The 24,521-nt window shown below is 65.4% G+C and carries 17 protein-coding genes; 10 read left to right on the top strand and 7 right to left on the bottom strand.

Annotation, left to right across the window (positions count from 1 at the left end):
• Positions 1-297: 297 nt before the first annotated feature.
• The 4 genes from ML539_RS14815 (at position 298) to ML539_RS14800 (ending at position 7,312) form a co-directional block, all read left to right on the top strand.
• The gene (locus ML539_RS14815; RefSeq protein WP_243325148.1) at positions 298-2,310 is read left to right on the top strand and encodes a nucleoside-diphosphate sugar epimerase/dehydratase; all 2,013 of its coding nucleotides are present in this window, start codon (positions 298-300) and stop codon (positions 2,308-2,310) included.
• Positions 2,311-2,676: 366 nt separating this feature from the next.
• Positions 2,677-3,837, top strand: coding sequence for a hypothetical protein (locus tag ML539_RS14810; protein ID WP_243325147.1), 1,161 nt, complete (start codon positions 2,677-2,679; stop codon positions 3,835-3,837).
• Between the two features lie 7 nt (positions 3,838-3,844).
• Positions 3,845-5,200, top strand: coding sequence for a sigma-54 dependent transcriptional regulator (locus tag ML539_RS14805; protein WP_243325146.1), 1,356 nt, complete (start codon positions 3,845-3,847; stop codon positions 5,198-5,200).
• A 156-nt stretch (positions 5,201-5,356) separates the two neighbouring features.
• Positions 5,357-7,312 (top strand): immunoglobulin domain-containing protein, encoded by a 1,956-nt coding sequence (locus ML539_RS14800; protein ID WP_243325145.1) that lies wholly within the window; start codon positions 5,357-5,359, stop codon positions 7,310-7,312.
• Positions 7,313-7,476: 164 nt separating this feature from the next.
• Here ML539_RS14800 and ML539_RS14795 read toward each other — a convergent pair whose 3' ends face one another.
• Positions 7,477-8,541 carry a right-handed parallel beta-helix repeat-containing protein gene (locus ML539_RS14795; protein ID WP_243325144.1) on the bottom strand — a complete coding sequence of 355 codons (1,065 nt, stop codon included), beginning with the start codon at positions 8,539-8,541 and terminating at the stop codon, positions 7,477-7,479.
• Positions 8,542-8,807: 266 nt separating this feature from the next.
• On the opposite strand from ML539_RS14795, the gene ML539_RS14790 reads away from it, so the two are divergent.
• Positions 8,808-9,965, top strand: a complete 1,158-nt coding sequence (locus ML539_RS14790) for a DegT/DnrJ/EryC1/StrS aminotransferase family protein (RefSeq protein ID WP_243325143.1) — start codon at positions 8,808-8,810, stop codon at positions 9,963-9,965.
• Positions 9,966-10,304: 339 nt separating this feature from the next.
• On the top strand, positions 10,305-10,901 hold the full coding sequence (locus ML539_RS14785) for a sugar transferase (RefSeq protein ID WP_243325142.1): 597 nt from the start codon (positions 10,305-10,307) through the stop codon (positions 10,899-10,901).
• Between the two features lie 45 nt (positions 10,902-10,946).
• Here the strand turns inward: ML539_RS14785 and ML539_RS14780 are convergent, their stop codons facing one another.
• From ML539_RS14780 to ML539_RS14755, 6 genes are all read right to left on the bottom strand, one after another.
• Entirely contained in the window at positions 10,947-11,714 is a 768-nt protein-coding gene (locus ML539_RS14780; RefSeq protein WP_243325140.1) for a hypothetical protein, read from the bottom strand.
• 251 nt (positions 11,715-11,965) lie between these two features.
• Positions 11,966-13,093 carry an O-antigen ligase family protein gene (locus ML539_RS14775; protein ID WP_243325138.1) on the bottom strand — a complete coding sequence of 376 codons (1,128 nt, stop codon included), beginning with the start codon at positions 13,091-13,093 and terminating at the stop codon, positions 11,966-11,968.
• Positions 13,094-13,290: 197 nt separating this feature from the next.
• Entirely contained in the window at positions 13,291-14,463 is a 1,173-nt protein-coding gene (locus ML539_RS14770; RefSeq protein WP_243325136.1) for a CapA family protein, read from the bottom strand.
• Positions 14,456-15,844, bottom strand: a complete 1,389-nt coding sequence (locus ML539_RS14765) for a lipid II flippase MurJ (RefSeq protein ID WP_243325135.1) — start codon at positions 15,842-15,844, stop codon at positions 14,456-14,458. The genes ML539_RS14770 and ML539_RS14765 overlap by 8 nt, the downstream gene beginning before the upstream one ends.
• A gap of 209 nt (positions 15,845-16,053) precedes the next feature.
• On the bottom strand, positions 16,054-17,769 hold the full coding sequence (locus ML539_RS14760; protein ID WP_243325133.1) for a hypothetical protein: 1,716 nt from the start codon (positions 17,767-17,769) through the stop codon (positions 16,054-16,056).
• The gene (locus ML539_RS14755; protein WP_243325132.1) at positions 17,757-18,890 is read right to left on the bottom strand and encodes a glycosyltransferase family 4 protein; all 1,134 of its coding nucleotides are present in this window, start codon (positions 18,888-18,890) and stop codon (positions 17,757-17,759) included. Before ML539_RS14755 ends, ML539_RS14760 begins: the two co-directional genes overlap by 13 nt.
• A gap of 168 nt (positions 18,891-19,058) precedes the next feature.
• Here ML539_RS14755 and ML539_RS14750 point away from each other — a divergent pair, with 168 nt between their 5' ends.
• The 4 genes from ML539_RS14750 to ML539_RS14735 all read left to right on the top strand — a co-directional run bounded on the left by ML539_RS14750 (position 19,059) and on the right by ML539_RS14735 (position 24,308).
• Positions 19,059-19,883 carry a DUF2334 domain-containing protein gene (locus tag ML539_RS14750; RefSeq protein ID WP_243325123.1) on the top strand — a complete coding sequence of 275 codons (825 nt, stop codon included), beginning with the start codon at positions 19,059-19,061 and terminating at the stop codon, positions 19,881-19,883.
• Positions 19,884-20,208: 325 nt separating this feature from the next.
• Positions 20,209-20,973, top strand: a complete 765-nt coding sequence (locus tag ML539_RS14745) for a DUF2334 domain-containing protein (RefSeq protein ID WP_243325121.1) — start codon at positions 20,209-20,211, stop codon at positions 20,971-20,973.
• Entirely contained in the window at positions 20,970-22,151 is a 1,182-nt protein-coding gene (locus ML539_RS14740; RefSeq protein WP_243325119.1) for a glycosyltransferase, read from the top strand. The genes ML539_RS14745 and ML539_RS14740 overlap by 4 nt, the downstream gene beginning before the upstream one ends.
• Positions 22,152-24,308 carry a glycosyltransferase gene (locus ML539_RS14735; RefSeq protein ID WP_279341680.1) on the top strand — a complete coding sequence of 719 codons (2,157 nt, stop codon included), beginning with the start codon at positions 22,152-22,154 and terminating at the stop codon, positions 24,306-24,308.
• The last annotated feature ends 213 nt before the right edge of the window (positions 24,309-24,521 follow it).

Genomic DNA, 24,521 nt, shown 5'->3' with positions numbered 1-24,521 from the left:
CACGTATGGCCGGAGTCCACCGTCAACGGGACCGGCAAACCGCAAAGTGGGATGCGGTTCGAGTCCGCTCCGGTGGGTCGAAGGCCCGGGCGAGGCGCCTGATGGGTCCCGGCCCCGACTGGACCGCCTGAAGCGAGGCCCCGGGCCTGCCTGGCCCGGATCCACCCCGTTGGTTGCCCCCGCTGGCCGCGCCCGCTCGAAGCCCCAGCTTGGAGGAGAAGGTATAAACATTTTTTTTAGCCTATTGCTTACGGCTCAAGAGGTATTATTGTTAAATTCCTTCATTCTGAGTGCGTCATGCATGAAAACACTCTGCAGTCCCCTGACAACGAGGCCAACGAGGCGCTTGGACCCCTTGGTCTCCTGAAGCGACCCGCCATCCGGCAGGCCTGCAAGCTGGTCCTGGACACCGGGGTGGCGGCGCTCTCCTGGGTCGTGGCGACCAGCCTGGTGCGCCAGGAACTGCCGACCCTGTACGGCGTCGCCTCGTGGGTGGCCTTCGCCATGGCCGTGAACCTCGCCTTCCGGTACACCAGCCAGCACTTCCGCCTGCTGGGCATCGAGGAGGCCGAATCCTTCATCTTCGGCACCATCGTCATGGTGTCCATCCTCCTCCTGGCCTCCGTCTTCCAGGATCGCCTGGGCCTCGACCTTGATTCGCGCAACCTGCTCCTGGTGGCGGGGCTCATCACCTGCCCCATGTGGCTCGCCCTCCGGCTCGTCTTCGTGGCCGGCTACCATCGCCTGTCACAGCGCAGGTTCGCCACGCGGGATCGGCTGAACCCGGTCGGGAACCACGGTCAGTCCGTCCACCGGACCCTCATCGTCGGGGCGGGCCGGGCGGGCGCCCTGCTCTGCCAGGAGCTTCGCGCGAATCCCCAGCTCCAGTGCGAGGTGGTCGGCTTCGTGGACGATGCCCTCGAAAAGCAGGGGGTCCGGATCCACGGCATCCCCGTCCTCGGCCACAGCCACCTCCTGCCGATCTTCATCAAGGAGTGCCAGGCCACCCAGGTGATCCTGGCCATGCCCCGCGTGCCCGGGGCCAAGCTGAAGCAGCTGAGCGAGCTGCTCCAGATCCAGGGCGTGCGGGTGAAGACCGTCCCCGGCATCTCGAACCTCATCGGGGACCGCCCCTGGAAGCCCGAGTTGCGGGATATCGCCATCGAGGATCTGCTCCGGCGGGAGCCCGTGACCCTGGACCTCACGGCCATCAGCCAGGAGGTGGAGGGTTCCGTGGTGCTCATCACGGGCGCGGGCGGCTCCATCGGCAGCGAGCTGGCCCGGCAGGTGGCCCCCTTCCGGCCCGGGCGCCTGGTGCTCCTGGGACGGGGGGAGAACAGCCTCTGGGAGGTGGAGCGGGATCTGCGCAGGCAGTTCCCCGGCATGAACCTCGCCGTGGAGCTCTGCGACATTCGGAATTCCCTCAGGCTCCAGCGCGCCTTCGAGTCGTGCAACCCGGCCATCGTCTTCCACGCGGCGGCCCACAAGCATGTCCCCTTCCTCGAGCGGAATCCCGAAGAAGCCATCGAGAACAACATCTTCGGCACCCTCAACGTCCTGAAGGCGGCCCTGGCCGGCAACGTCCGGATCTTCGTCAACATCTCCACGGACAAGGCGGTGAACCCCACGAACGTGCTGGGCGTGTCCAAGCGGATCGCGGAGTCCCTGGTCATGCAGGCGGCGGACGAAGCCCCGGCGGACCGCCGGTTCGTGAGCGTCCGTTTCGGGAACGTCCTCGGCAGCCGGGGCAGCGTGATCCCCCTCTTCCGCGACCAGATCCGGACCGGCGGGCCCCTCACGGTGACCCATCCGGACATGACGAGGTATTTCATGACCATCCCCGAAGCCAGCCAGCTGGTCCTCCAGGCGGGCGTCCTCGGGGAGACGGGAAAGGTCTTCGTCCTCAACATGGGCGAGCCCGTGCGGATCGTGGACATGGCCATGGACATGGCCCGCCTCTCCGGCCTGAACCCGGGCATCGACATCGACATCCAGTTCACCGGCATGCGGCCCGGGGAGAAGCTCTATGAAGAGCTCTTCATGGATAGTGAACACGGGAATGGGGACCCCCAGGCCAAGGTGTTCGAGGCCATGCAACCCCCTCCAGACCCTTGGCTCCTGGATGTCTCTCTGCACAAGCTTCGGGAGGCCATCCACCTGCCCGAGGGCCAGCGCCAGCGGGAAATGCTCCGCTGCTTCAAGCAGCTCGTGCCCAGCTACCAGCCCTCCTCGCAGGGCCTCGGGCGGTATGCCGAGGCCGCCTCGGGCCCCTCCCCGCCCGTGCTCGAGGAAGTCCCCCTGTTCAACTGACCCTCTGGGATCCCCTTCCGCCCCGACGGGCGCCTGCAGGTAGAAGCTGGTCGCGAAGGTGTTCCGGCGGTCGGGCTCAAACCGGGCCTGGGAGACCACATCGCCTGTGTCGACACCTCGCCTGCGAGATGGATCCTCCCGCCCGCGTGGTCGGGATCGCCGTTGACGAGGGCCCCCGTGTCCGCCGGCCTGTCCGCGGTACTTGGGCGCGATCCCGGAGTGGGGGTCCATCACGGGCACGCGGATGGCGCCGAGGGTCTCCTTTGCCTGCGGCCCTGGATCCACCCCTTGAACCCATTCAGAGCATTCCAAACAGTATCGAGGGGTGCCAATCTGTCCCCTGAAGCGATCCCGAAGGGAGGCCGTGTGAATTCCGGCGGTCCATTTCCGATCCAATCCCGGTCCAATACCCCGCCTCGGCATGGTTTCACCGAATCCCATTCCGAGAACCTGCTGCGGGATTCGCTGCTCATCGGGGCGGCCTTCACGGGCGCGCAGGTGGCTCTGGTCATGCAGGACGACATCGGCGCTTGGTACCGTGATGGCAGCGGTCTCACGAGCGAACAGCTTGCGGATCTCGAACCAAACCTGTCCCAGGGACCCGACCCCGAATCGAGGGCCCGACTGCTGGAGAAACACGGCCTTCTGGTCGCCGAGGCCCTGCCCCTGGTCGATGATCGGCACCTGGTCGTTGGAACCCTCTGCGTGCTGTCACCGGACCCGCTCACCCTCTCCGAGGCTCAACGGGAAGGTTTGAGATTGCTGGGTGAACATATCCGGACCATCGTGAGCATGGATCGTCAAAAATCCGAATCGCGCGCCACGCCACGCTCACCTTTGGCCGCGTCATTTGTGCCGGGACTCGTCCACGAACTCGGCAGCTTCATCTTCGGTATCTCGGCGAGCCTGGATGCCTTTGAGGCGAGGTTCGCGGACGTGGGCGGGATGAGCAAGTACGGAGCCAACATCCGGAGAAGCCTGGACCGGATGAGCTCCTTCATCGTGGAGTTGAGGGAATACGGATACCCTCAGGGACTCTCCTGGACCATGCTCGCGCTCGAGCCTTTGCTGCGGGAAGCCATCGAGCACAACCTTCCCTTGGCCGCGAAAAACGGCCTTGATCTTCAACTCCACATCGAAGGGTCCTTGCCGGCGGTCAATGCCGATAAGCAGGGTCTGCAGTCGGCCTTCACCCGCATGATTGGCCTCGCGCTGCAGCAGGAGGAGCCAGGCGGCCACGTGGTGCTCAATGTCGCAAGCAGCCACCCGAAAGGCAGGAGTGCGGTCTCCGGGCACCTGGATTTCTCAGACGCCAAGATGAAAAATGTCGATATGGTCCGTCTGTTCGAACCCTTCTACTTCCGGGTTTCTGGAATGGGCCGGCTCACGCTGCCGGGAGCCCGGCGGGTGTTCGAGGCGCACGGAGGGACCCTGACCGCGGGGCCCGGAGCCGAAGGAAGGATGAGGATCAGCTTCATGTTGCCATCGGAATTGTCCTATCCTTTGCGAGCAGCCATTCCACCTTGAGGGTTCCATGGCGAAGGCGAAGATTCTGGTCGTGGACGATGACGAAGTCATTGTCTTTGCGATTCGGGATTACCTGGAGCTCCGCGGCTTCACGGTGGATGAGGCGGAGACCTGCGCTGAAGCTGAGATCAGGTACCGCGCGGACGTTTACGATGCCGTCACCCTGGATTACTCGCTGCCGGACGGGAACGCCATCGAGCTGCTTCCGAAGCTCAAGGCCATCGATGCCGGAGTCCCCATCATCCTTCTCACCGGGTATGCGAGCATCGAACTCGCCGTCCGGGCCATCCAGCTTGGCGCCGAGCAATTCCTGGTGAAGCCCTTGGATCTTCCTGCGCTGCTCGTGGTGATCGAGCGGGCGCTTGAAAACCAGAAGAACCGTCGAAAGCAGCTGGCTCGCGACTCGGCGGACCAACCCCAGCGCGCGGTCGATCCCTTCATCGGGGAGAGTCCTGCCATCCATGAGCTGGAGGGGCAGTCCCGCCTCGCGGCTGCGACCGAGAGCCCCATCCTCATTCTGGGCGAGACGGGCACAGGGAAGAGCGAGCTGGCCCGGTGGATCCACCGGAACAGTTCCAGGGCTTCAGAGCCGATGCTCGAGCTCAATTGTGGAGGGCTCAGCAAGGATTTCCTGGAGTCAGAGCTCTTTGGGCACGAGAAGGGGGCCTTCACGGGGGCGGTCGGGGTCAAGGTCGGCCTGCTTGAGGCCGCCCACCGCGGGACCGTGTTCCTGGATGAAATCGGGGACATGGACCTGCAGATCCAGCCAAAGGTTCTTAAAGCACTGGAAGAAAAACGTTTCCGCCGGCTGGGCGGGCTCCAGGACCGGAAAGTGGACTTCCGCTTGATCGCTGCCACCCATCAGCCGCTGGATCGGCTCGTCCAGGAGCAGCTCTTCCGCTCGGACCTCTTCTACCGCATCAGCGCCATTCAGATCCACGTGCCCCCATTGCGCGAGCGTGCCGAGGACATTCCCGCCTTCGGCCAGATCCTCCTGAACCGGCTGACCCATGATTGCGGCCGGGAGCAGATGCGTCTCTCCCAGGGCGCGCTGATGAAGCTCAAGCACCATGCCTGGCCGGGGAATATCCGCGAGCTGCGCAACGTCTTGGAGAGGGCCTTGATGGGCGCCAAGTCGTCCACGATCGAAGCGCTGGACCTGGATTTCGCCTCCAGCCCGGACGGCAAGGGATCCGTGGGGCCCACCAACTTGACCCTGAAGGAGATGGAGCAGCACTACATCATCCAGATCCTCCATGAAGAGGGGGGCCATGTGGATCGGGCTGCCAAGCGACTCAATATCCCTCGAAGCACCCTCTACCAAAAACTCAAGACTTACGGGCCTGAACCGTCCAGATTCTAGAATTCAGATCCAAAGTTCAGACTTGGCCCTTTCCAGGGGGACCGCGTCTGCGCTGAGTGGTTGTTATTAATCCTTGCAACACGCGATTTAACAAGTTGTGATCCGGGTGGTTCATGGTGGCACCTCCGTTGCTGTTCCTTAGCTGCGGAGGTTCTAATGCAGGTCAGAAAATTTTTCACCACGCTTCAGGGGACGGCCATTGTCGGAATGCTGATTCTGACGGCGGCCTGCTCCGGGGGTGGTGGCAGCAATGGTTCAGGAAATGCAGGCGCGACTGCCCCGGCGGATGCCGTGACTGTCGCCCTGGTCGGTGTCCCAGCCGATATCACTGCCAGCGACACCGTGCCCGTCACGGCCCAGGTCAAGGGCACCGCCGACATGGCCGTGACCTGGACGGTAGACGGCATCCCGAACGGCAGCAGCGATGTGGGTACGATCGCCGGCAGTGGAAACACCGTCACTTACACGGCCCCCACGACCGAAGGCAACTACGTGCTGGCCGCCACCAGCGTCATGGACACCACCAAGTCTGCCAAGACCCAGGTGCATGTCCGCAAAGCCACCAATACCGCCACCGTGACGCTGAGCCCTGCCGGCGCGACCATCAGCACCGGTGCCGCCCAGGCCTACTACGCCGCGGTGTCTGGCACCGAAAGCCAGACGATCACCTGGTTCGTGGATAACGTCTCCAACGGCAATGCCACGGTTGGCGCCCTCACGCCCAACGGTGACGGGGCCCACATGCTCTACACGGCCCCGGCAACCGGCGGCACGCACACGATCAAGGCCGTGGCCACCAACGCATCCAACGCCAGCGTAAGCGGATCCACCACCGTCACGGTGCAGGGAACCCTCACGCCTTCCGCGCCGCCCTCCATCACGACCCAGCCCCTGAGCCTTGCCGTGAACGCGGGCCAAACGGCCACCTTCAGCGTGGTCGCCACCGGCACCGCCACTCTGAGCTATCAGTGGAGCAAGAATGGGACCGCGATCAGCGGCGCCACCTCCGCCAGCTACACCACGCCGGCCACCAGCACGGCGGACAGCGGCGCAGCGTTCACTGTGGTGGTGACCAATACCTCTGGCAGCGTGACCTCCAGCGCGGCGACGCTCACGGTGAACGCAGTGAATGGCGTCCAGACGGGGTGGGCCGGGTTCGGCTACGCCACCACCGGTGGCGCTGGGCAGCAGGTGGTCCACGTCACCAACCTCAACGACTCGGGGCCTGGAAGCTTCCGCGCCGCGGCAGGTTCAAACCGGACCATCGTGTTCGACGTGGCGGGGACGCTTCCCGTATCGAGTCCCATCAACTTCAGTTCCTGCTCCAATGTCACTGTTGACGGGACTTCAGCCCCAGCTCCGGGCATCACCTTCACTGGTTACCAGATGGTGTTCTCCAGCTGCAACAATATTATTGTCAAAGGGATACGGAATCGCTGCGGAATCGCCGGAAGCAATGGTGAGGGCATCCAATTCCAGCCTGACAACTACAACGTGGTGATCGATCACTGCTCCTTCTCGAACTACGGCGATGAAGGGATCGACATCTGGCACGGGAACCATGACTTCACGATCCAGAACTGCATCATCGGAGCAGGAATGGCGGGGAGCCCGAACTACCCTTGCCTGATCGGCGGTGGCAATTACAACATCACCTTCTACCACAACCTGATTTCGAACGGCTACTACCGCATCCCTGCCATTGGTTGGGACGACGCCAACGGAACCGCCGCTCCCGGGGTCTGCGCGGAAGTCATCAACAACGTCGGGTGGAAGTACTCATCCAACTACGGCATTGAAATCTACTGGGGCGCGAAGGCCAATGTGCTCGGGAACTACATGTATAACGCAGTCAATCCTGGCAATACGGCCGCCGTTCACGTCGACACGAGCAGTGGCGCTCCGGCCCAGTGCTACTCGAGCGGAAACTTCTCAAAGGATGGGTCCAGCATTGGCAACAACATGTCCTCTCCATTCTCCGTTCCCACCGCGGCCCGGATCACGGCGACCAGCGCCCTGGATGGAGCCAACTACGTGAAGGCGAACGCCGGATGTCGCGTGGGTGGACTTGATGCCTATGATCAGGCCCTCATCAACGACCTGAGTTTCTAGGCAAGTCGGGAACCAGCCTCCTTGGTCATCGCGGTGCAGTTGTTCCGCCAGATGACCAAGGAGTTGCTGCGTACGGAAGGACGTTCCAGTGTTGCGAATCGCGGCGGCCTTCCATTTGCCGCACCGCAGGGAACAGCAGGGCCCCAGGTCCGCCCTGGGCCAGGTCAGCGCGGCTGTCCGTTCCCCGACAAGGTGTTGCGAGAGACGCCCTCCACGGACGAGTCGGAAGAGTTGATCCCCCGGCCCAAGTTGCCCGTCACGGTGTTTCCGCTGATGGTGTTCCCCTTGCAAAGGTACTGGAGGATGCCGTCCCCGGCATTGCCCGTGATGGCGTTCCCGGTCACGGTGCAGCGGTCCGCCCCATTCCGCAGGAGGATGCCAAGGCCGTTCTTCACCACCCGATTGTTGGTGATCCGCACTTCGGCACAATTGGAGACCTCGATGCCGGCGCGTGGCGAGGGGCTGAGCGTGTGCGCCCCATTGCCCGTGCTGGTATTGCCATCCACCACGACGTGAGAGATCCAGGCACGGCCCGTGTGGGCCTGGGGCACGCCGATCTCGAGGCCGTATCCGGCGTTGTCCGCGAACGTGCAACCCGTGATGAGGACGTCGTCCACCGTGTCGCCGGCGTTGGGCTCGATGTCCAGGCCGTCCTCCGGGAGCGTTCCGGCGGTGTTCTTGAAGGTGGAGTCCCGGACCACGATGCCCTTCCCGCTGGTGATCGACATCCCCTGACGCCGGTTGTGGTCCGCGATCACGCCGCAGAAAGTCACCTCACGGCTGGAGGACACATAAAAACCGTCTCCCCAGCACTCCTTGGCGGTGACTCCCGCCACCACCACCTGCCGGGCCTGCGCGAGGGACAGCCCGTGGCCCCACTCACCCCCCTGGCCGGTGTGGCCCGCCCGCTCGCCCAGGAGCGTGCCGCCGGTGATGGTCACCCGTTCCGCCCTGGAGACCAGGAGGATGGCGGAATGCGCCGAACCATTCGGGATGGCCTTCAGCACGGCCCCGGGCGCAAGGGCCAGCGTCATGTCGCTCCTTAGGCGCACCGACACGAGTGCGTTGATAAGGTAGGTGCCCTTCGGGATGCTCACGGTCCCACCCGTGCCGGCCACCACGTCCACGGCCCGTTGGATGGCCTGGGTATCGTCGGTGATCCCGTCGCCCCGGGCCCCTCCCCGACCACCCCGGACGTTGATGACCTGGGCGGATCTCGGAGGGGGCACACACCCTTGGCCGGGGGGGCCTGCGATTCGTCGACTGGGTCCGCCCGCAGTGGCGCTGCTGGCACCTAGAAGCCCAGCCAGCAGGATTCGGAGCAGGAGAGAAGGAACGTTCATCGCATGCACGGCGGCGACCTGTGGCGTGTCTGTGCGCATGGTAGCTCCGCCCCGGGAACCCATCAAGCCTGGCTCCTAGTCTAGATTGCCTTATTTATCTATGCACGGAGCCAGAATAATCCGATACTGAAACCGCATTCTATGGGGATTTTATGAGGGATGTATTCCTGCCCTTCAGCCCGCCTGCCATCGGGAACGAAGAGCGCGACGAGGTGATGGACACGCTGAGGTCCGACTGGATCACCACGGGTCCGAAGACCAAGGCGTTCGAGACCAAGCTGAAGGGCTACTTCGGCGCGCCGGCCGTGGTGGGCCTCAATTCCTGCACGGCGGGCCTCCATGTGGGCCTGCTGGCCCTGGGCATCGGGCCCGGTGACGAGGTGCTCGTCCCCTCCATGACCTTCTGCGCCACGGCGAACGTGGTCGAACACGTCGGGGCGAAGCCGATCCTCGTGGACGTGTCTCCGGACACCCTCAATCTGGACCCGGAAGCCGCGGCCCGGGCCGTCACACCCCGGACGAAGGCCATCCTCCCGGTCCATTACGCCGGGCACCCAGCGGATCTGGACGCCATCTTCGCGCTGGCCGACCGCCATGGCCTCCAGGTCCTGGAGGACGCCGCCCACGCCATCTCCGCCCGCTACCGGGGCCGCCTGGTGGGCTCCCGGTCCAACCTTGCGGCCTTCAGTTTCTACGCCACGAAGAACATCACCACCTCGGAGGGCGGCTGCCTGACGGGGGATGCAGCGCTGGTCGAGAAGGCGCACATCTACGGCCACCACGGGATGAACCGCGACGCCTGGAAGCGCTTCGACCGGAGCGGCTCCTGGTACTACGAGGTCATCCTGCCGGGGTTCAAGTACAACATGACGGATATCCAGGCGGCGCTCGGCCTCCATCAGCTGGACCGGCTGCAGGGGTTCCAGCGGCGGCGGCGGGAAGTGGTGGCCGCCTACGGGGACCGGCTTGGGCGGCTCGCCTGCCTGGAGCTCCCCGTCGAGCGCCCGGAGGTGGAGTCGAGCTGGCACCTCTATGTGCTCCGCCTGCGGCCGGATCAACTCAGAATCGACCGGAACGCCCTCATCGAAGGCCTCAAGGCACGCAACATCGGGACCTCGGTGCACTACCTCCCGGTGCACATGCACCCGTACTACCGGGAGAAGTACGGCTACCGGGCCGAGGATTGCCCCGTGGCCGCGGAGGCCTTCAGCCGGATGCTGAGCCTCCCCCTGCATCCAGGGATGACTGATCGGGATGTCTCAGACGTCTGCGAGGCCCTGGAGGACCTCCTCGGTTCGAACCAGGCCTAGGGCCTGTCTTCAAAGTGGGGTGTGGCCGCGCGAGGGGCGCCGCCCAAGCGAGACAAGGAAAGCGACGATGGCAATAGCGGCACTATTGACGAGGAGCTTGACGCAGTATCGCGCCGGGCGCCGCCCCTCGCCGGTTCCGCCCTCTGCCCGGCGGAACGCCGGGCAGGAGCAGGCCCCGCCTGGGGCCTGCGATAGGGAGAGGGGGACGGGCCCAGCCGCGCGCCCAGGTGCGTTGGTGGCCTTGAACGATGTCCCGCATCGCCCTGCGGCCGCCGCCTTCCTGGATCACGCGGCTGGACCCGCCGCGGCTCGCATCCACTTTGAAGACAGGCCCTGACCATGACGCGGCTCTTCGACTTCCTGGGCGCGATCCTCGGGCTGGTTCTGCTGTCTCCCGGGCTGTTCTTCCTGGCGGCCCTCATCAGGCTCGTGGATGGCCCCCCGGTCTTCTACCGGCAGGTGCGGGTGGGGCGGAAGGGGCGTCTGTTCCGGATCTGGAAATTCCGGACGATGGTCGTCGACGCGGACCGCATCGGGCGCCCCCTCACCGTGAGCGGAGACCCCCGGGTGACGCGGACGGGCGCGTGGCTGCGGCGCTGGAAGCTCGATGAGCTCCCGCAGCTGATCAACGTGGTCACCGGCGAGATGGGGTTCGTGGGTCCCCGGCCCGAAGTCCCGCGATTCGTCGCGCTCTACACCGAAGCCCAGCGGCGGGTGCTGGACCTCCGGCCGGGCATCACCGACCTGGCCTCGATCGCCTACCGGAACGAAAGCGATCTGCTGGAGGGCCACGAGGATCCGGAAGCCCACTACATCGGGACGATCCTTCCCGACAAGATCCGGATCAACCTCGACTATGCCGCGAAGGCGGGCGTCTGGCGCAACCTCAAGGTGATCCTGGCCACCCTCGGCCTCCTCGCCCCCAAGCGGGTCTGACCCCGGTTCGCATCCAACCGGATTGATGCGCACCGGATCGTCCCCTCAGGTCATGGGCCAGTGCGGGATCGCCGTTCCCCGCTCCCTGGCTTCCATCAGGGCGGACAGGTGCATGACTCCGATGGGGATCGGCGCCTGCCTTGCATACCCCGCCGGAGTTCGGCGGAACAGCGTGGTGGTGTAGACATCGTTCAACACGAAGGTCATGGAGATCTCTCCGATGACCCAGCCCTTCGGCCCCCGCATGAAATCGTAGGCCATGGAGGTGAAACCATGCCGGTTGCTGATCTCCAGGGCGAGATCGCAGGCCTCCGCGGGCAGATCCTCAGGCTCGACCATCTCCCACAAGCCGCTTCCGCTGGCCCGGAAATCATCGGGCCGGTTCCTCCGGACGAAGACTGACAGGAGATCGGTGCCGAGGGTCGTGATGCGCCAGTCCGAATCGGCCTTGATGAATTCCTGGGCGTAGATGTACCTGGGACAGGCGTCCTGGTACCGGAGCTTCCTCGCCAGCAGGAGATCCCCTTTCTCCAGGCGCGGCATGTAATGGTACTTCGCCATCGCCTTTTCCATGAGGCTCTGGGGCCGGAAGATGCCCTTCAGCAGCGCCAGGGCCGCTGCGCGATTCGGGAGGCTGACCACACCGCTGGCCGAGGCGCCCATGTGCGTCTTGGTGATCAACGGGTAGATCGCCTCCTCCAAAAACCTTCGTGCTTCCTCCTCGTTGAAGCTGATGAAGGTCTCCGGTACCGGATGGCCGTGGGCCCTCAGGAACAGCGTCTCCCGGATCTTGTCGTCGTAGAGCCAGAGCATGAGGGAATTGGGGAAACAGGGGATTCCCATCGCCTCAATGAGCGGGATCTTGGTCCGGATCTCCGCCATTTCGCTCGGGTCGGCCATCGTCGGGCGCCATACGAAGAGATCGACGCCTTTCACCGCCTCTATCCAGGCATGGCCATCCACCGGCACGTCGCGCGCCTCCAGGCCTAGCGCTGCGCAGGCTTTTTCGAACTCCCCTCGCCAATTCGCGGGAGTCCGGCGCATCCGACCACTCAATCCGACGATCATGGCTCGTCCTCCATGGCAGGGGATTCCTGGCGTGAGGCCTGGAGCATCCGGTGAGCGCCATGGGCACCCGACACCAGCCCCACGATGAAGTAGAAATGCCAATGAAAGACGATGTTCGCGGTGGTGCAGGCCGTGATGACGCAGGGAAGGGCCAGGGCGAAGGGCAGGCCCCCCTCCATCGCACGGACACGCCAGGCCTGGCTGAGGAGCAGGCCGCACATGATCAGGAACGGAATGAGGCCGAAGAGTCCCATCTCCACCGCGAACATGGCCATCTGATTGTGGGCCACGATGCCGACATCGGAGTCCCCGGTCCTGGACCGATGCCCGAGTTCCACACGGTAATTCTCGGGACCCAAGCCATACAGCGGGGAGCGGAGGAACTGCTCGATGAGCACCGGCGCCATCCGGGCCCGGTCCTCGCCGCTGATGTCGGCGCTCACCACGCGTTCGGACCGCTTCTCGATGATCGATTTGGCCAGGCCTCCGCCCACGACCAGGCCCATGAAGATCATCGACACCAGAACCGCGGGCAGGGACCATCGCGCACGCCGCGTCTCGATGGCCACCACCGTCACGACGCCGATGGCGGCGAAGATGGCCGCCGTGCGTGAGCCTGTCAGGAGAAGGCCCAGGACCACGATGATTCCCGCCCCGAGGAACAGCAGCCGCATCGCCCATCCGTAGCCCGTGCGGGGTTGGATCACCCGGGCGATGGCGATGACGAAGGCCGTTGCGTAGATGACGCCAAGCACGTTCGCGTTCTGCTCGAAGGCTGAGATGCGCTGCTCCCCGAGCGCTTCGACGATCGGAGCCGCGGTCCCGATGCCCATCAGATGGAGGATTCCCGCCAGGGTACAACCCAGAAGGAAGACGTCGCAGGCCCGCTTCCTCAGCCGGTCATCCCTCATGACGGCTGCCAGGATCCAGGCCCAGAGCATGGGCCGAATCATGTTGCGAGTCGAATCGGTCATCTGCGCCGGGAGGGTCGAAAGCAGTGAACCGTAGACGTACCGGGTGCCGAACAGGACCCCCAACCAGGCGAGCACGGGTGAAAACCCCCGCCTGAGGACCCTCGGCGAGAGCAGGAGACAGACCCAGAAGAACAGCTGGGTCACGCTCATCATCGAATACTGACGGCTCGTCATCGGAACGAACACGTTCGTGAAGGGAACGAGGGCGATGGTAACCATCGTCCCCCAGGTCACGAAGGCCCAGGTCCCGCGCAATTCATAGTTCTGCTCCCCCCCATCCTGGAGCAGCTCTGTGGCCCAGGATCGGGTCGGGCCCGGTTCTGGGAACCCGGTCGCGCGACGTTCCGTCATCCTCGCCCCTCCTCCGGCGGAATGGTCTGATCAATCAGGTGATCGAGGGAGGTCCGAAGGGCACTTCGGTGGCTTTCGCAGCTGACCAGGTTGTAGATCCTGAGCAGATCAGCCGGGGTCAAGTGGCGGAACAGCCAACCGCGACGGTTCAATCGCTGGAGCCATCTTCCAAACCCGAATAGCCGCGTCAGGAACCCAGCGCGCCGCTGGTCACAGAAGGCGTTCCACACCTGGCGGTACCGTTCCGGGTCCCCCAGCACTTCCGACTGGATTCGCAACGTCTCGAGGAGGGCCTGGGCCTCCCGTTCGGAGGACCGCCGGATGCCACCCCCACCGGCGACCTGCTCGATCGGATGCAGCGACACCTGCGCGGGTTGTCCCTCGTGGAAGGTGATGACCAGCCCCAGCCCCTGGTCGCCCAGGGGACCATGATCGGCGTAATCGAAGATGAAGTTTCCCTGGCCATAGAGGATCGTTCCGCCTTGATGGACCTCCATGGAGCCGACGCAGTGGGAGTGCTGGCAGACCACGACATCGGCCCCCTGCTCCACCACGAACCGGCAGGCCTCCCTCAACCAGGGCGCCGGGTACGGGAAGCCTTCGTTTCCCCCATGCAGGAGGACCACCAGCCGATCGAACTGATCCCGATGCTCGGCCAGGGTGCGGACCACCCAGATCGGGTCCGCCGGGTTCGCCCCCGGACGCGAGCTCGTCGCCAGGCAGCGTTCATCCTCCGCCACGGCCAGGAAGGCGATGCGGAGACCCTTCCGCGTGACGATGAGGGGCTTGCGGGCCTCCGGCAAGGTCATGCCGGCTCCGAAGGTGTCGAGATCCGCCGAAGCACAGGCGGTCAGGGTGTCCTTCAGGCCGGCCTCCCCGAAGTCCATGATGTGGTTGTTGGCGAGACCCACGGCGCCGAACCCGCTCCGACGCAGGGTCTCTGCGGCCCTGGGAAGCGCACGGAGGTTGGGCCCGGATTTCGGGACCGGCCGTCGGCTCCCATCGGCGAGCGGGCACTCCAGGTTCGCCACGGCGAAGTCGCACCCTCGGATGAGGTCGAGCACATCGCCGAAGATGAGGTCGGATTCACCCCTGCCAAAGGGACCGGACATGCGCCCGATCGGGCAGATGTCACCACCGACGAAGATCCGCACGCCCCCTTCAGCCATGGCTCGCGACTCCTTTGCACCGCTTGTCCAGCAGCCACCAGACGGACACCGAGACACAGGTGAAGGCCACCATGGACACTCCCAGGGAGGAGGCTGCGATCCCCGGAGCACCCATCCGCTGCATGAAGACCCAGTCGAGGACCGCGTTCAGGATCGCCTGCAGGACCGCGATCGCGGCCAGGATCTGGTTGGCGCGCATGGCATTGAGGGCCCGCACCAGCAAGGTCGCGGTGATCGGGATCGGCAGGCGCAGCAGGTAGAACATCTGGATTCGGGACACAAGCCCCGTGTCTTGGGCCGAGAACCGGCCCCGCTCGTACAGGATGGTCGTGATCAGGGTGGACCCGGCCGCGAGCAGGCAGGCCCCGAGGATGCTCAGGGCCCCTACGATGAGCAGGTACTTCCAGAGGGTCCGTCGGAATTCCAGCCAGTTTTCCTCGCTCGCGAACTGCGAGAACCGCGGAAGCACCGCGGTACCCAGGGCCGCCATGCCCAGGCCGGCGAAGGCCGTGGGGATCTTCATCCCATAGCTCAGTGCGCTGTTGCTCCCGGGGCCGAGCATCGAAGCCATGCCCTGGTCCACCAGCGACATGGAGGTAATCAAGAATGCCCCGCTGATGGTGGCCCCATACTGCGCGAGGACAGTCCTGACGTGCCCTGTCATCCCATGCCAGTGGGGCAGGAGGGAGTGCCCTCTCCGAAACAGGCTGGCGCCGACCACTCCCGCCTCCAAGGCGGCTCCGAGAAGGGTTCCGGCCACCAGGGCGCCAATGCCCCAGGCCTTGTAGGCCACCGCCAGAGCGACCAGGATCGCGAGCGGATTCAGCGCCGGAGCCATGGCCACGATGCCGAACTTCTCGTGCGCATTGAGGATCGCCCCCCAAGTCGTGGACAACCCCGTTGCCACCACCATGGGCATGGACCAGTAGACCAGCTGCTGAGCCAGGGCCAGCTTCTCGGGGGAGTACCCCGAGGCGATGACGGGCAGCCACCGGGGGGAGGTCAGGGCCACCCCCAGGGAGAGGACCGTCAGCAGCGCGAGATTGAGCAGCAGCACTGTGGCATAGAGACGCCCGGCCGAGGCGGACCCCTCCTTGGTCCGGACCTCGATGTAGGTGGGAATCAGGGCTGCATTCAAGGAATTGGAGATGAGGCTGACGGCCACCGTAGGCGCCAGGGTGGCGATCACGAAGGCGTCCAAGGCGTTGGAAGTCCCGAAGGCGGCCGCGACCACCGATTCCTTCACGACGGACACCACCTTGACGCCCACCGCGAAGAACCCGACGGTCAGCACCGCCCGCAACACACCCCGGTTGGCCGCGATCAAGGGGAGGCGGGCCCAGACTCGTCGCAATGCGACCACCACCATGTAGGAATCCACCTCTAGATTGGGCGTCTCAGGGATCTCAGGTTCTGATTCGGCAGGGTGACGAACCCCGTCGAATGCTCAGCCAGCTGACCAGTTCCACTGGTTTTCGTCATGGTTCCATGTTCTCGTTTCCTGTCAAGGCATCCGCGTGTTAATAACATTTTACAATTTCATTATTTACATGTTTTTGCCCAAAAGCGTTCCCCACATGGCTCGATGGTTTACCGAGAACCCTCTCTCATCGCCTTGGCATCCGATTCGAGCAGGCGCACCAGGCGGCTGGCGAGCCCCGTGCGGAGCGCGAGGAACCCCCACGACGGAAGCTCGGGCCCCATCCGCGCTTTGACGGCCCGGATCCAGGAGGTAGGGATGACCCGCTTGAGGGCGGCCCTCACCGTCCGGCTGGAGGTCGGCGTAAAGGCAGTCTCCGAGAGGTGGCCCAGGAGGCGGGCCCTCCAGGCATCCGGCAGCAGGGCTTCGACGGTCCCGCTTTCGAGTTCCTCACGGAGCCAGCGCAGGTAGGGTTCCGAATGGATGAAGTCGCTGCGGTCGTCGTCGGCACCCATGGTCGCATAGGGCACCGGCGGGCCTGCGGCCTTCGCGATCTGGCTGAATGCCGCCTTGCTGGTGCGCAGGTCGTCGGGCATCTGGCGGACGAAGGAGAGCACCTCGCGAGACAGGAGCGGGCTCGCGATCTCCACGAAGGGCGCCTTCACGTCATTCAATGCGGCGAGGCCAACGGGAATCCGGTGGCCATGGTAGAGGCGGTCCCGGTAGGCGGGGATGGACTCGCCGGCCCGGTGTTCCAGCGCTTCCGGGAGGCGCTGCGCGCCATCCGCGAGTTCCTCGGCCTCGGCCTCCATCAGGAAATCCCTCAGCATGGTCAGGCCCACGGAGGTTCTCGCGTGCTGCACAGTCCTCACAGGGATCCAGCCGAAGCCCTCATCACCCCGGATCACCCCCGAGATTCCGCTCGCCGCGAAGGATGCCCACATGCGCAGGCCATCCAGGTAGGGAAAGAGCTGGTCGGTGGCGCCCCCGCTGGCGGCCAGGAACTGATCCACGACCGCCGCAGGCGGATCCTCCGATCGCTCCGAGAGCAGGTAGTCGTGGGCAAGGCCATAGTGCGAGGCGATCCTCCGGGCGATGAAGGCATCGTTGCCTGGCTGGTGGAGGGAGGACGCGAGTCCCCAGGTCATGGTGGGAGGCCGAACCCCGGCTTCCACCAGGACCCCTAGGATGAACCGGCTGTCATAGCCTCCCGACAGGGGCAGGGCCCAGCGCGCGGAGGTGAAATCGAATCGCTGGATGGCCGCCCGCATGATCCCCAGCAGCTCCTCCCGGCAGGCCGCGGCGTTCATCGGCCTGGGGCTGAACTCGATCGGGGTGGTGCGAAGGTCCAGGGTCCACCGCTGGCGGTCCAGCACCAGGCGGGCGTTCTGGGGCAGGCGGTGAATGCGCCGGTCCCAGCCGTCCGAAGGGCCGAGCGTGCTCGACGACAAGAACCACGCGAAGGCCGCCCGGTTGAACTCCAGGCCTTCCATGAGAGCGACCAGCGCCCGCTGGGACGTCGAGGCGAGAAAGCGGGTCTCCGTGAGGACGTACCAGAGCGTCCTGGATCCCGCGAAATCGCTGCACAGCTCCACCCGCCCGCCATCGGACCGGACCAGGGCGAAGGTCCCATCCGGCACCGGGGACCCTGGCTCGTGCCAAGCCGGCCAGGAACCCGCGAAAGCACCCAGGTGAGCCGAGGTTTCCCTCGCCGTGGCCGCCCCCACCGGTCCCGTGAGGCACAGTCCCTCCAGGGTCCCCATCGCCACCTGATGGGGGTGGCCGGCCACGTTGGAGGGCGTGATCCGGTCCGCCACACGCCTCAGGTCACCCTCGCTGAGCGCGCCCTGGGGGCCACGCCAACAGGCAAAGATCACATTGGACATGCGATACCTCCCGCGGCGACCTTCCGGCCTCTGGCCTGCTGGATGGCGTCCTCCCACAGGGCCAGGACCCGCTCGCCCGAAAACCGCTGCACCACTTCGGCGGCTCGCGCCGAGAGGCGTGCCCGGCCCGCGGGGTCCGACATCAGGTCAACAAGAGCCTCGGCCAGGGCCGAGGGGTCCTCGGGCGGCACCAGGCGCCCATTCACGCCGTCCAGAATGATCTCCCTCGCGGCGCCCCCGAAATCCGTGCACACCACGGGAAGCCCGCAGGCCATCGCCTCCGCCAGGGCATTCGGGAACCCTTCGGCCCGGGACGACATGACAAACAGGTCCGCCCCGCGCAGGACCGCGTAGGGATCCTCGGTCAAGCCCGGAAGGCGGATGCACCCGGACAGGCCCAGGCTCAGGACCTGGGCCTCCAGCGCCTTTCGTTCAGGCCCCTCGCCCCAGATCTCCAGCGTCCATCCAGGCGCCCGCTCCCGGATCAGGGCGAAGGCCCGCAGGAGGAGATCGAACCCCTTGACGGGGAACAACCTTCCGATGGCCACGAGGCGGTGGGGTGACGCGTTCCCGGGATCGCCCCCCTGAATGGGTGGTGGCGGGGGCACCGGGTTGGGAATGACCACTCCTTTTCGGCGGACCCCGGCGGGAAACCACTCCAGCACGGCTTGCGACTGGAAGACGACGGTGTCGGCTCGGGGGTAGGCCAGATCGCGCAGGAGACCCCAGCGCCATCCGAGCGATCGCCTGGAGGGATCGGTGCGCTCCGAGATGATGACGGGGATGCCCAGGCCTCGAGACGCCAGGACCGCCAGGATGTTGGCCTTGTCGATGAAGGCGATCAGCACGTCGGGCTGTTCCTCGCGGATCGCCTTGCGAATGCTGCGGAGCCGGCGGAGGTTGTTGACGAGCCCGGAAAGCAGGTTGTGGCTTTCTCCCAGCAGGTTCAGGGGCCGCACCTCGATGGCGCGGCCCAGGTGGTAGAAAGGCGCCTTCCCCTCATCCTCCATGGTCAGGACCACGACCCGCCTTCCCCCCGCCGACCAGTCATTCGCGAGAAAAGAGAGCACCCGCTCCGCACCGGCGGCTCGAAGGCCCCAGATGAAAAAGCAGATCTTCATGTGTTCCTTACCTCGCGCGGCGGGTGATGAAGGGTGCCAGGGATAGACACGATCATGAAACGACATTCTATCGATTTTTGACATCTGAATGTATTGTAGATGAAGTCTTGTTGGAGAATCCTGTTCTATGGACATCGGCAGCCTTCCCAACCGATTGCCGCTTCCGTCTTGGCCATCGAATCCGTGGTGAAGGAGACGATCCGCATGACCGATAGCCGCTACCTGGTGCGTTTCGACGACATCTGTCCGACCATGAACTGGGCCATGTGGGAGGCCATCGAGGCCCGCCTGGTCCAGTTCGGGGTGAAGCCCATCCTGGCGGTGGTGCCCGATAACCGCGACCGCAAGTTGATGGTCGACCCCCCCCAGGCGGACTTCTGGGCCCGTGTCCGCCGCTGGCAAGCCATGGGCTACACCATCGCGATCCACGGGTACCAGCACGTCTACGTGAACAGGAACCCTGGGATGTTGAAGCTGACCCCTCAGAGCGAGTTCGCCGGTCTTCCGCGGGCGGAGCAGGAGGCCAAGCTGAGATCCGGGCTGGCAATCTTCGATCAGCAGGGCGTCCGCGCCGAAGCCTGGGTGGCGCCTTCCCACTCCTTCGACCGCACCACCGTGGAGATCCTCGCGGACCTCGGCTTGACCCGCATCAGTGACGGCCTCTGGCCACGGCCTTTCACCGAGGCCAACGGCATCACCTGGATACCCCAGCAGCTTTGGGATTTCCAGCCCAGGTCCGCGGGCATCTGGACCGTGTGCAACCACCACAACCACTGGACCCCCCAGCGGCTGGAGATGTTTGTCGAATCCCTCCGAACCTATGCATCTCGCCTGACGGATGTCCCCTCCGTGCTCCAGGATTACGCGGGGCGCAGGCTCTCTCTGTCCGACCGTTGGCAAGGGTTTTCAGAATTCGTCTGGACCCACCGCATCATGGGGCCCCTCTGGACCGCCCGGCGGCGCCTGCGCGAACGAAGGGCAATGGCCCAATGACCCGGAAACCCCGTGTGCTGTTTCTCATCAATGCTCTGGCGGCCTGCGGCGCCGCGCGGCGCCGGCAGATCATCCCGAACGGCTGGGACGTCTCCCGGTTCAACCCGGATCCCGGGCGGGGCTTATGCAACGGAAGGCCCCGGCCTCGGCGGTCTTGGACCTCCTCCGAGAGGCACCGGGAGCTCGCTCGGCCCGCCGGCCAGCCTGCCGGGCCTGAACCTCGACACGGTGCAGCGGCCAAGCCCCGTCCCGGGATGCCGAACAGACCTGGCATGGCCTCCCATCGAGGGACTTCCTCCCCGTCCAGCCTGCCGGAGCTCCCTCGATGAGCAGCCACTTCGACGGCCCACGCTACCTGCTCCGCTTCGACGACATCTGCCCGACCATGGACTGGTCGACCTGGAACGCCGTCGAAGAGGTCCTGGTCGCACAGGGGGTGAAGCCGATCCTGGCGGTGGTTCCCGACAATCAGGATCCGAAGCTGATGGTCGATCCGCCGGCGCCCGACTTCTGGGAGCGGGTGCGTGGCTGGCAGGCGCGGGGGTGGGCCATCGGCCTCCACGGGTATCAGCACCTCAGCGTGAATTCCGAGTCGGGCATCCTGGGTTTTCCGTCGAAGAGCGAATTCGCCGGCCTTCCCCACGAGGAACAGCTTCGCAAGCTGAAACTCGGCATGGAGATCTTCGCCCGCGAAGGGGTCCGGCCAGACGCATGGATCGCGCCTTCCCATTCCTTCGATCTGGTCACCGTGGCTGCGCTGAGGGAGCTCGGGGTCTGGACCATCAGCGATGGCATGGCCTTCGGTCCCTATCAGGACAACCAGGGCACCGTGTGGATTCCACAGCAGTACGCGATGATGCGGCCCATGCCTTGGGGGGTGTGGACCTTCTGCTACCACCTCGGTCTTCTCTCTGGCGGAGAGCTGACCCGCTTCCGGAAGCGGCTGGAGCAGCTGGGACCAAGAATGATCTCCCTCGACGAGGCGAGGGCTCTTGGCGGCCGCCGCCTCTCCCCGTTGGACCGGATGGTGGGCCTCTCGCGGAAGATCCTCACCATGACCCGGAGGCAGCGGACGAGGGGGGCGTCGTGATCCGGACCCGCGTCGCGTTCCTCATCCCTTCCCTGATCGCGCACGGGGCCGAGCGTCAGCTGTGCGAGCTGGTGCGGGGGATGGACAAGCGCCGGTTCGAGGTACACGTCGTGGTGTTCTATGGCCCCGAGGCACACGGCGAGAACCACCTGTGGGGCGAGACGGAGGGGATCCCGGAGAGCACCTGGCATTGCCTCCACAAACGGAGGGGCGGTGCCGGGTACCTGACCGCGCTTCCCCGCCTGCTGGCCCTGCTGAGGCGGATCCAGCCGGACGTTCTCCATGGGTACATGGACGCCAACCTGCCGGCCCTGCTGCTGGGGCGCCTGCTTGGCAGGCCCGTGGCCTGGGGCATCCGCCGCACCAGCAGCGACGTTTCGCTGTTGGATGGCCGGTCCCGTTGGCTGCTTAGGATCTCGGCGCGCCTGGCCCGATTCACGGATTTGATCATCTTCAACTCTGAGGCGGGGCAGGCCAGTCACCAAGCCATGGGCATGCGGGGCCCCCGGATGCTGGTCATCCCCAACGGATTCGATGTCATCCGGTTCGCGCCGGCCCCGCCCAGCGGCCTGGAGCAACGCCGGGCCTGGAACGTGCCCGCAGAGGCGCCGCTCATCGGCATCGTGGGCCGTCTGGAGCCGGTGAAGGACCATCCAACCTTCCTGCGCGCCGCCGCACGGATCGCTGCGGATTGGCCTGAAGCGCGCTTCGTCTGTGTGGGAAGCGGGCCGTCGGGCTATTCGGCGTCCCTGAAGCGGCAGGCGGAGACCCTTGGTCTCGGGGATCGCGTGTTGTGGCCCGGTGCCTGTGCCGAGATGCCTGCCGTCTATAACGCCCTGACCGTCATGGCCCTGTCCTCGACCGACGAGGGCTTTCCCAATGTCCTGGGAGAGGCCATGGCTTGCGGCATCCCCTGTGTCTCGACCCGGGCGGGCGATTCCGAGCGCCTGGTGGGCGACCCTGAGGCAATGGTGGACCCTGGCGATGATCAGGCGCTGGCAGCGGCCATCTCCCATCTCTTGAGGGAACCCCCAGCATCCCGAACCGCGAAGGGCATGGCCCAGCGCGCGCGGATGTGCTCGGAGTTCAGCACCGAGATTCTCGTCCGCCGCACGGAAGCCGCGCTGGCCTCCCTGCGCCGCGTCCCATCGACCCGTCCTTTCCCCGCCGGTGCCTGAATGTACGACATCGTGTTTCTCACCGATCAATTGGGCCGTGGGGGAGCCGAAACCCAACTGGTCCGGATCTGCACATCCCTTCACCGAAGGGGGTGGAAGGTGGGCATCCTCTCCCTCTTTCCCGGCGGTGATTTCGAGGAGGAGCTCCAGGCCGATGGCATCCCCCACCTGTCCTGCGAGCTCCACCGAATGCCCAAGGACCATCCACTCATTCCGATTCGCATGACACTGCGGCTCCTCCGGCACCTGCGCGCCTGGAAGCCTTCGGTGCTGATCTGCTTCAGCTACCATTCCGACGTCATCGGCCGCGTGTGCGGTCGATTGGCGGGCATCCCGGTCATCATCGGCTCCCTCCGGACCGCCTTCACCAAGACCTCGCTTCGCGCAAAGGTCTACCGGATCACGGAACCGCTGGTCGACCTGACCGTCTCGAACTCCCAGGCGGGAATCAATTACATGGTCTCGCGGAAAGTCCTCACGCCGAAGAAGACCCTGGTGATTCCGAATGGGATGTTCACCTCGGACTACCCCTCACCCGTTCCCCGGGAAGAGGTGAGGGCCGACCTGGGCGTCGCCCCGGAGGCCTTCCTGTGGCTCGCCGTCGGCACCCTCAATCCGGCGAAGGACTACCCCACCATGCTCGAGGCGGCGGCGCTGTGCGCAGCGGCCAATCCCCGGTTCCGCTTGCACATCGCCGGAGGGGGTGAGCAGATCTACGCCCTCCGGGCGGAGGCGGAGAGGCGCGGGGTGGGGCAGGTCGTGCGCTTCCTCGGGAAGCGCGCCGACGTGGCGAGGCTCATGAAGGCGGCGGATGCCTTCGTGCTTTCTTCGGCCTGGGAGGGCCTTCCCAATGCCGTGATGGAGGCACTGGCATCAGGCCTTCCTGTCGTGGCGACGGATGTCGGGGGGGTCCGGGAACTGGTCGCCCCGGGCCGCTCTGGGTGGATCGTTCCCCCGCGCGATCCGGAGGCGCTGGCGAACCAGATGCTGGCCGTGATGGTCCTGGATGCCCCCGTGCGTGACCGGATGGGTGAGGTCGGCCGGGAACACATGGTCACCCGCTACGACCAGGAACGCATCATCGAGCGGTGGGAGGACCTGGTCCGCCGTACCTCGGCGACGACCCGGAAGCTCCTGCCCAAGCAGGCACCCGCCTTTGTCATCTCCTTGGACTTCGAGCTCCTCTGGGGCCTCCGCGACAAGCAATCCATCCAGACCTACGGGGACCACATCCTGGGGGAACGCGAAGCCATCCCGGCCATGCTGGGATTGTTCAGGCGGTATGGCATCAAGGCCACCTGGGCAGCGGTGGGCATGTCGCTCTTCGATCGCCGCGAGGAGCTCCTCGAGTACTTGCCCGACCTGCGACCCACCTACGACCGCGAGGGATTGAACCCCTACCTGGCCCTGGATGAGATCGGAGCGGATGAGCGCTCCGATCCCTACCACTACGGTCTCTCCATGGCCCGCCAGATCCTCGACTGCGAGGGCCAGGAGCTCGGCAGCCACACGTTCTCCCATTTCTACTGTCTCGAGAAGGGGCAGACCAAGGCCCAGTTCCGGGCAGACCTGGAGGCATCCATCGCCGCCATCCAGCGCCTCACGGTCCACCCCGTCAGCTTCGTGTTCCCGCGGAACCAGTACAACTCGGACTACCTGCCCGTTTGCGCCGAGGCCGGGTTCACCTGCTTCCGCGGCAACGAGAAGGCCTGGATGTACCGAGGGTCACAGGACGAGGGGAACTCCGCCCCCCGGCGCATGGCGCGCCTGGTGGACCACTATGTCAATCTCTCGGGCTCCAACGGGTTCATCCCCGGCGAAGAGGCCGGCCTGGTCAACTGTCCCTCCAGCCGCTTCCTGCGCCCGATCCACCCCTCCCTGGAACGCCTGGAGGGCCTGCGCCTCCGGCGCATCAAGAGCGCCATGACCGCGGCGGCCCGGGCCGGGGAGAGCTTCCACCTCTGGTGGCACCCCCACAATTTCGGAACCCGGCTTCAGGAAAACCTGGCCAACCTCGAAGACCTGCTGCGGTGCCATGTGGCACTCCGGGACCGCTACGGCGTGGTGCCCATGACCATGGGCGAGCTGGCGGCCCGGACCCGCACCGGCCTGCCGCACCCACCCTTCCACGAAGTCGTCGGGGGAGGTCGCGGATGACACTGGTCCTTCGCACCCGCGAATGCACGGACCTCCCGGACGGGACGTACGCCTACTGCCCCGGCCGGAGCCAGGAGATCCACGGACAGGGGACCTGACCATCCAAGAGCTCATCAAAAATCCATTAGCCACCAGCATCCGATTGAGAAATAATCGCCTCGTCGCACCAACCAATGGACGCCTCGAAAGATCAACCATCTAGCTCACCAGGAG

The sequence above is a fragment of the Geothrix sp. SG200 genome (assembly GCF_022808935.1).
In the GTDB taxonomy this organism is placed as follows: domain Bacteria; phylum Acidobacteriota; class Holophagae; order Holophagales; family Holophagaceae; genus Geothrix; species Geothrix alkalitolerans.
This window is presented reverse-complemented; position numbering and strand designations above follow the sequence as displayed.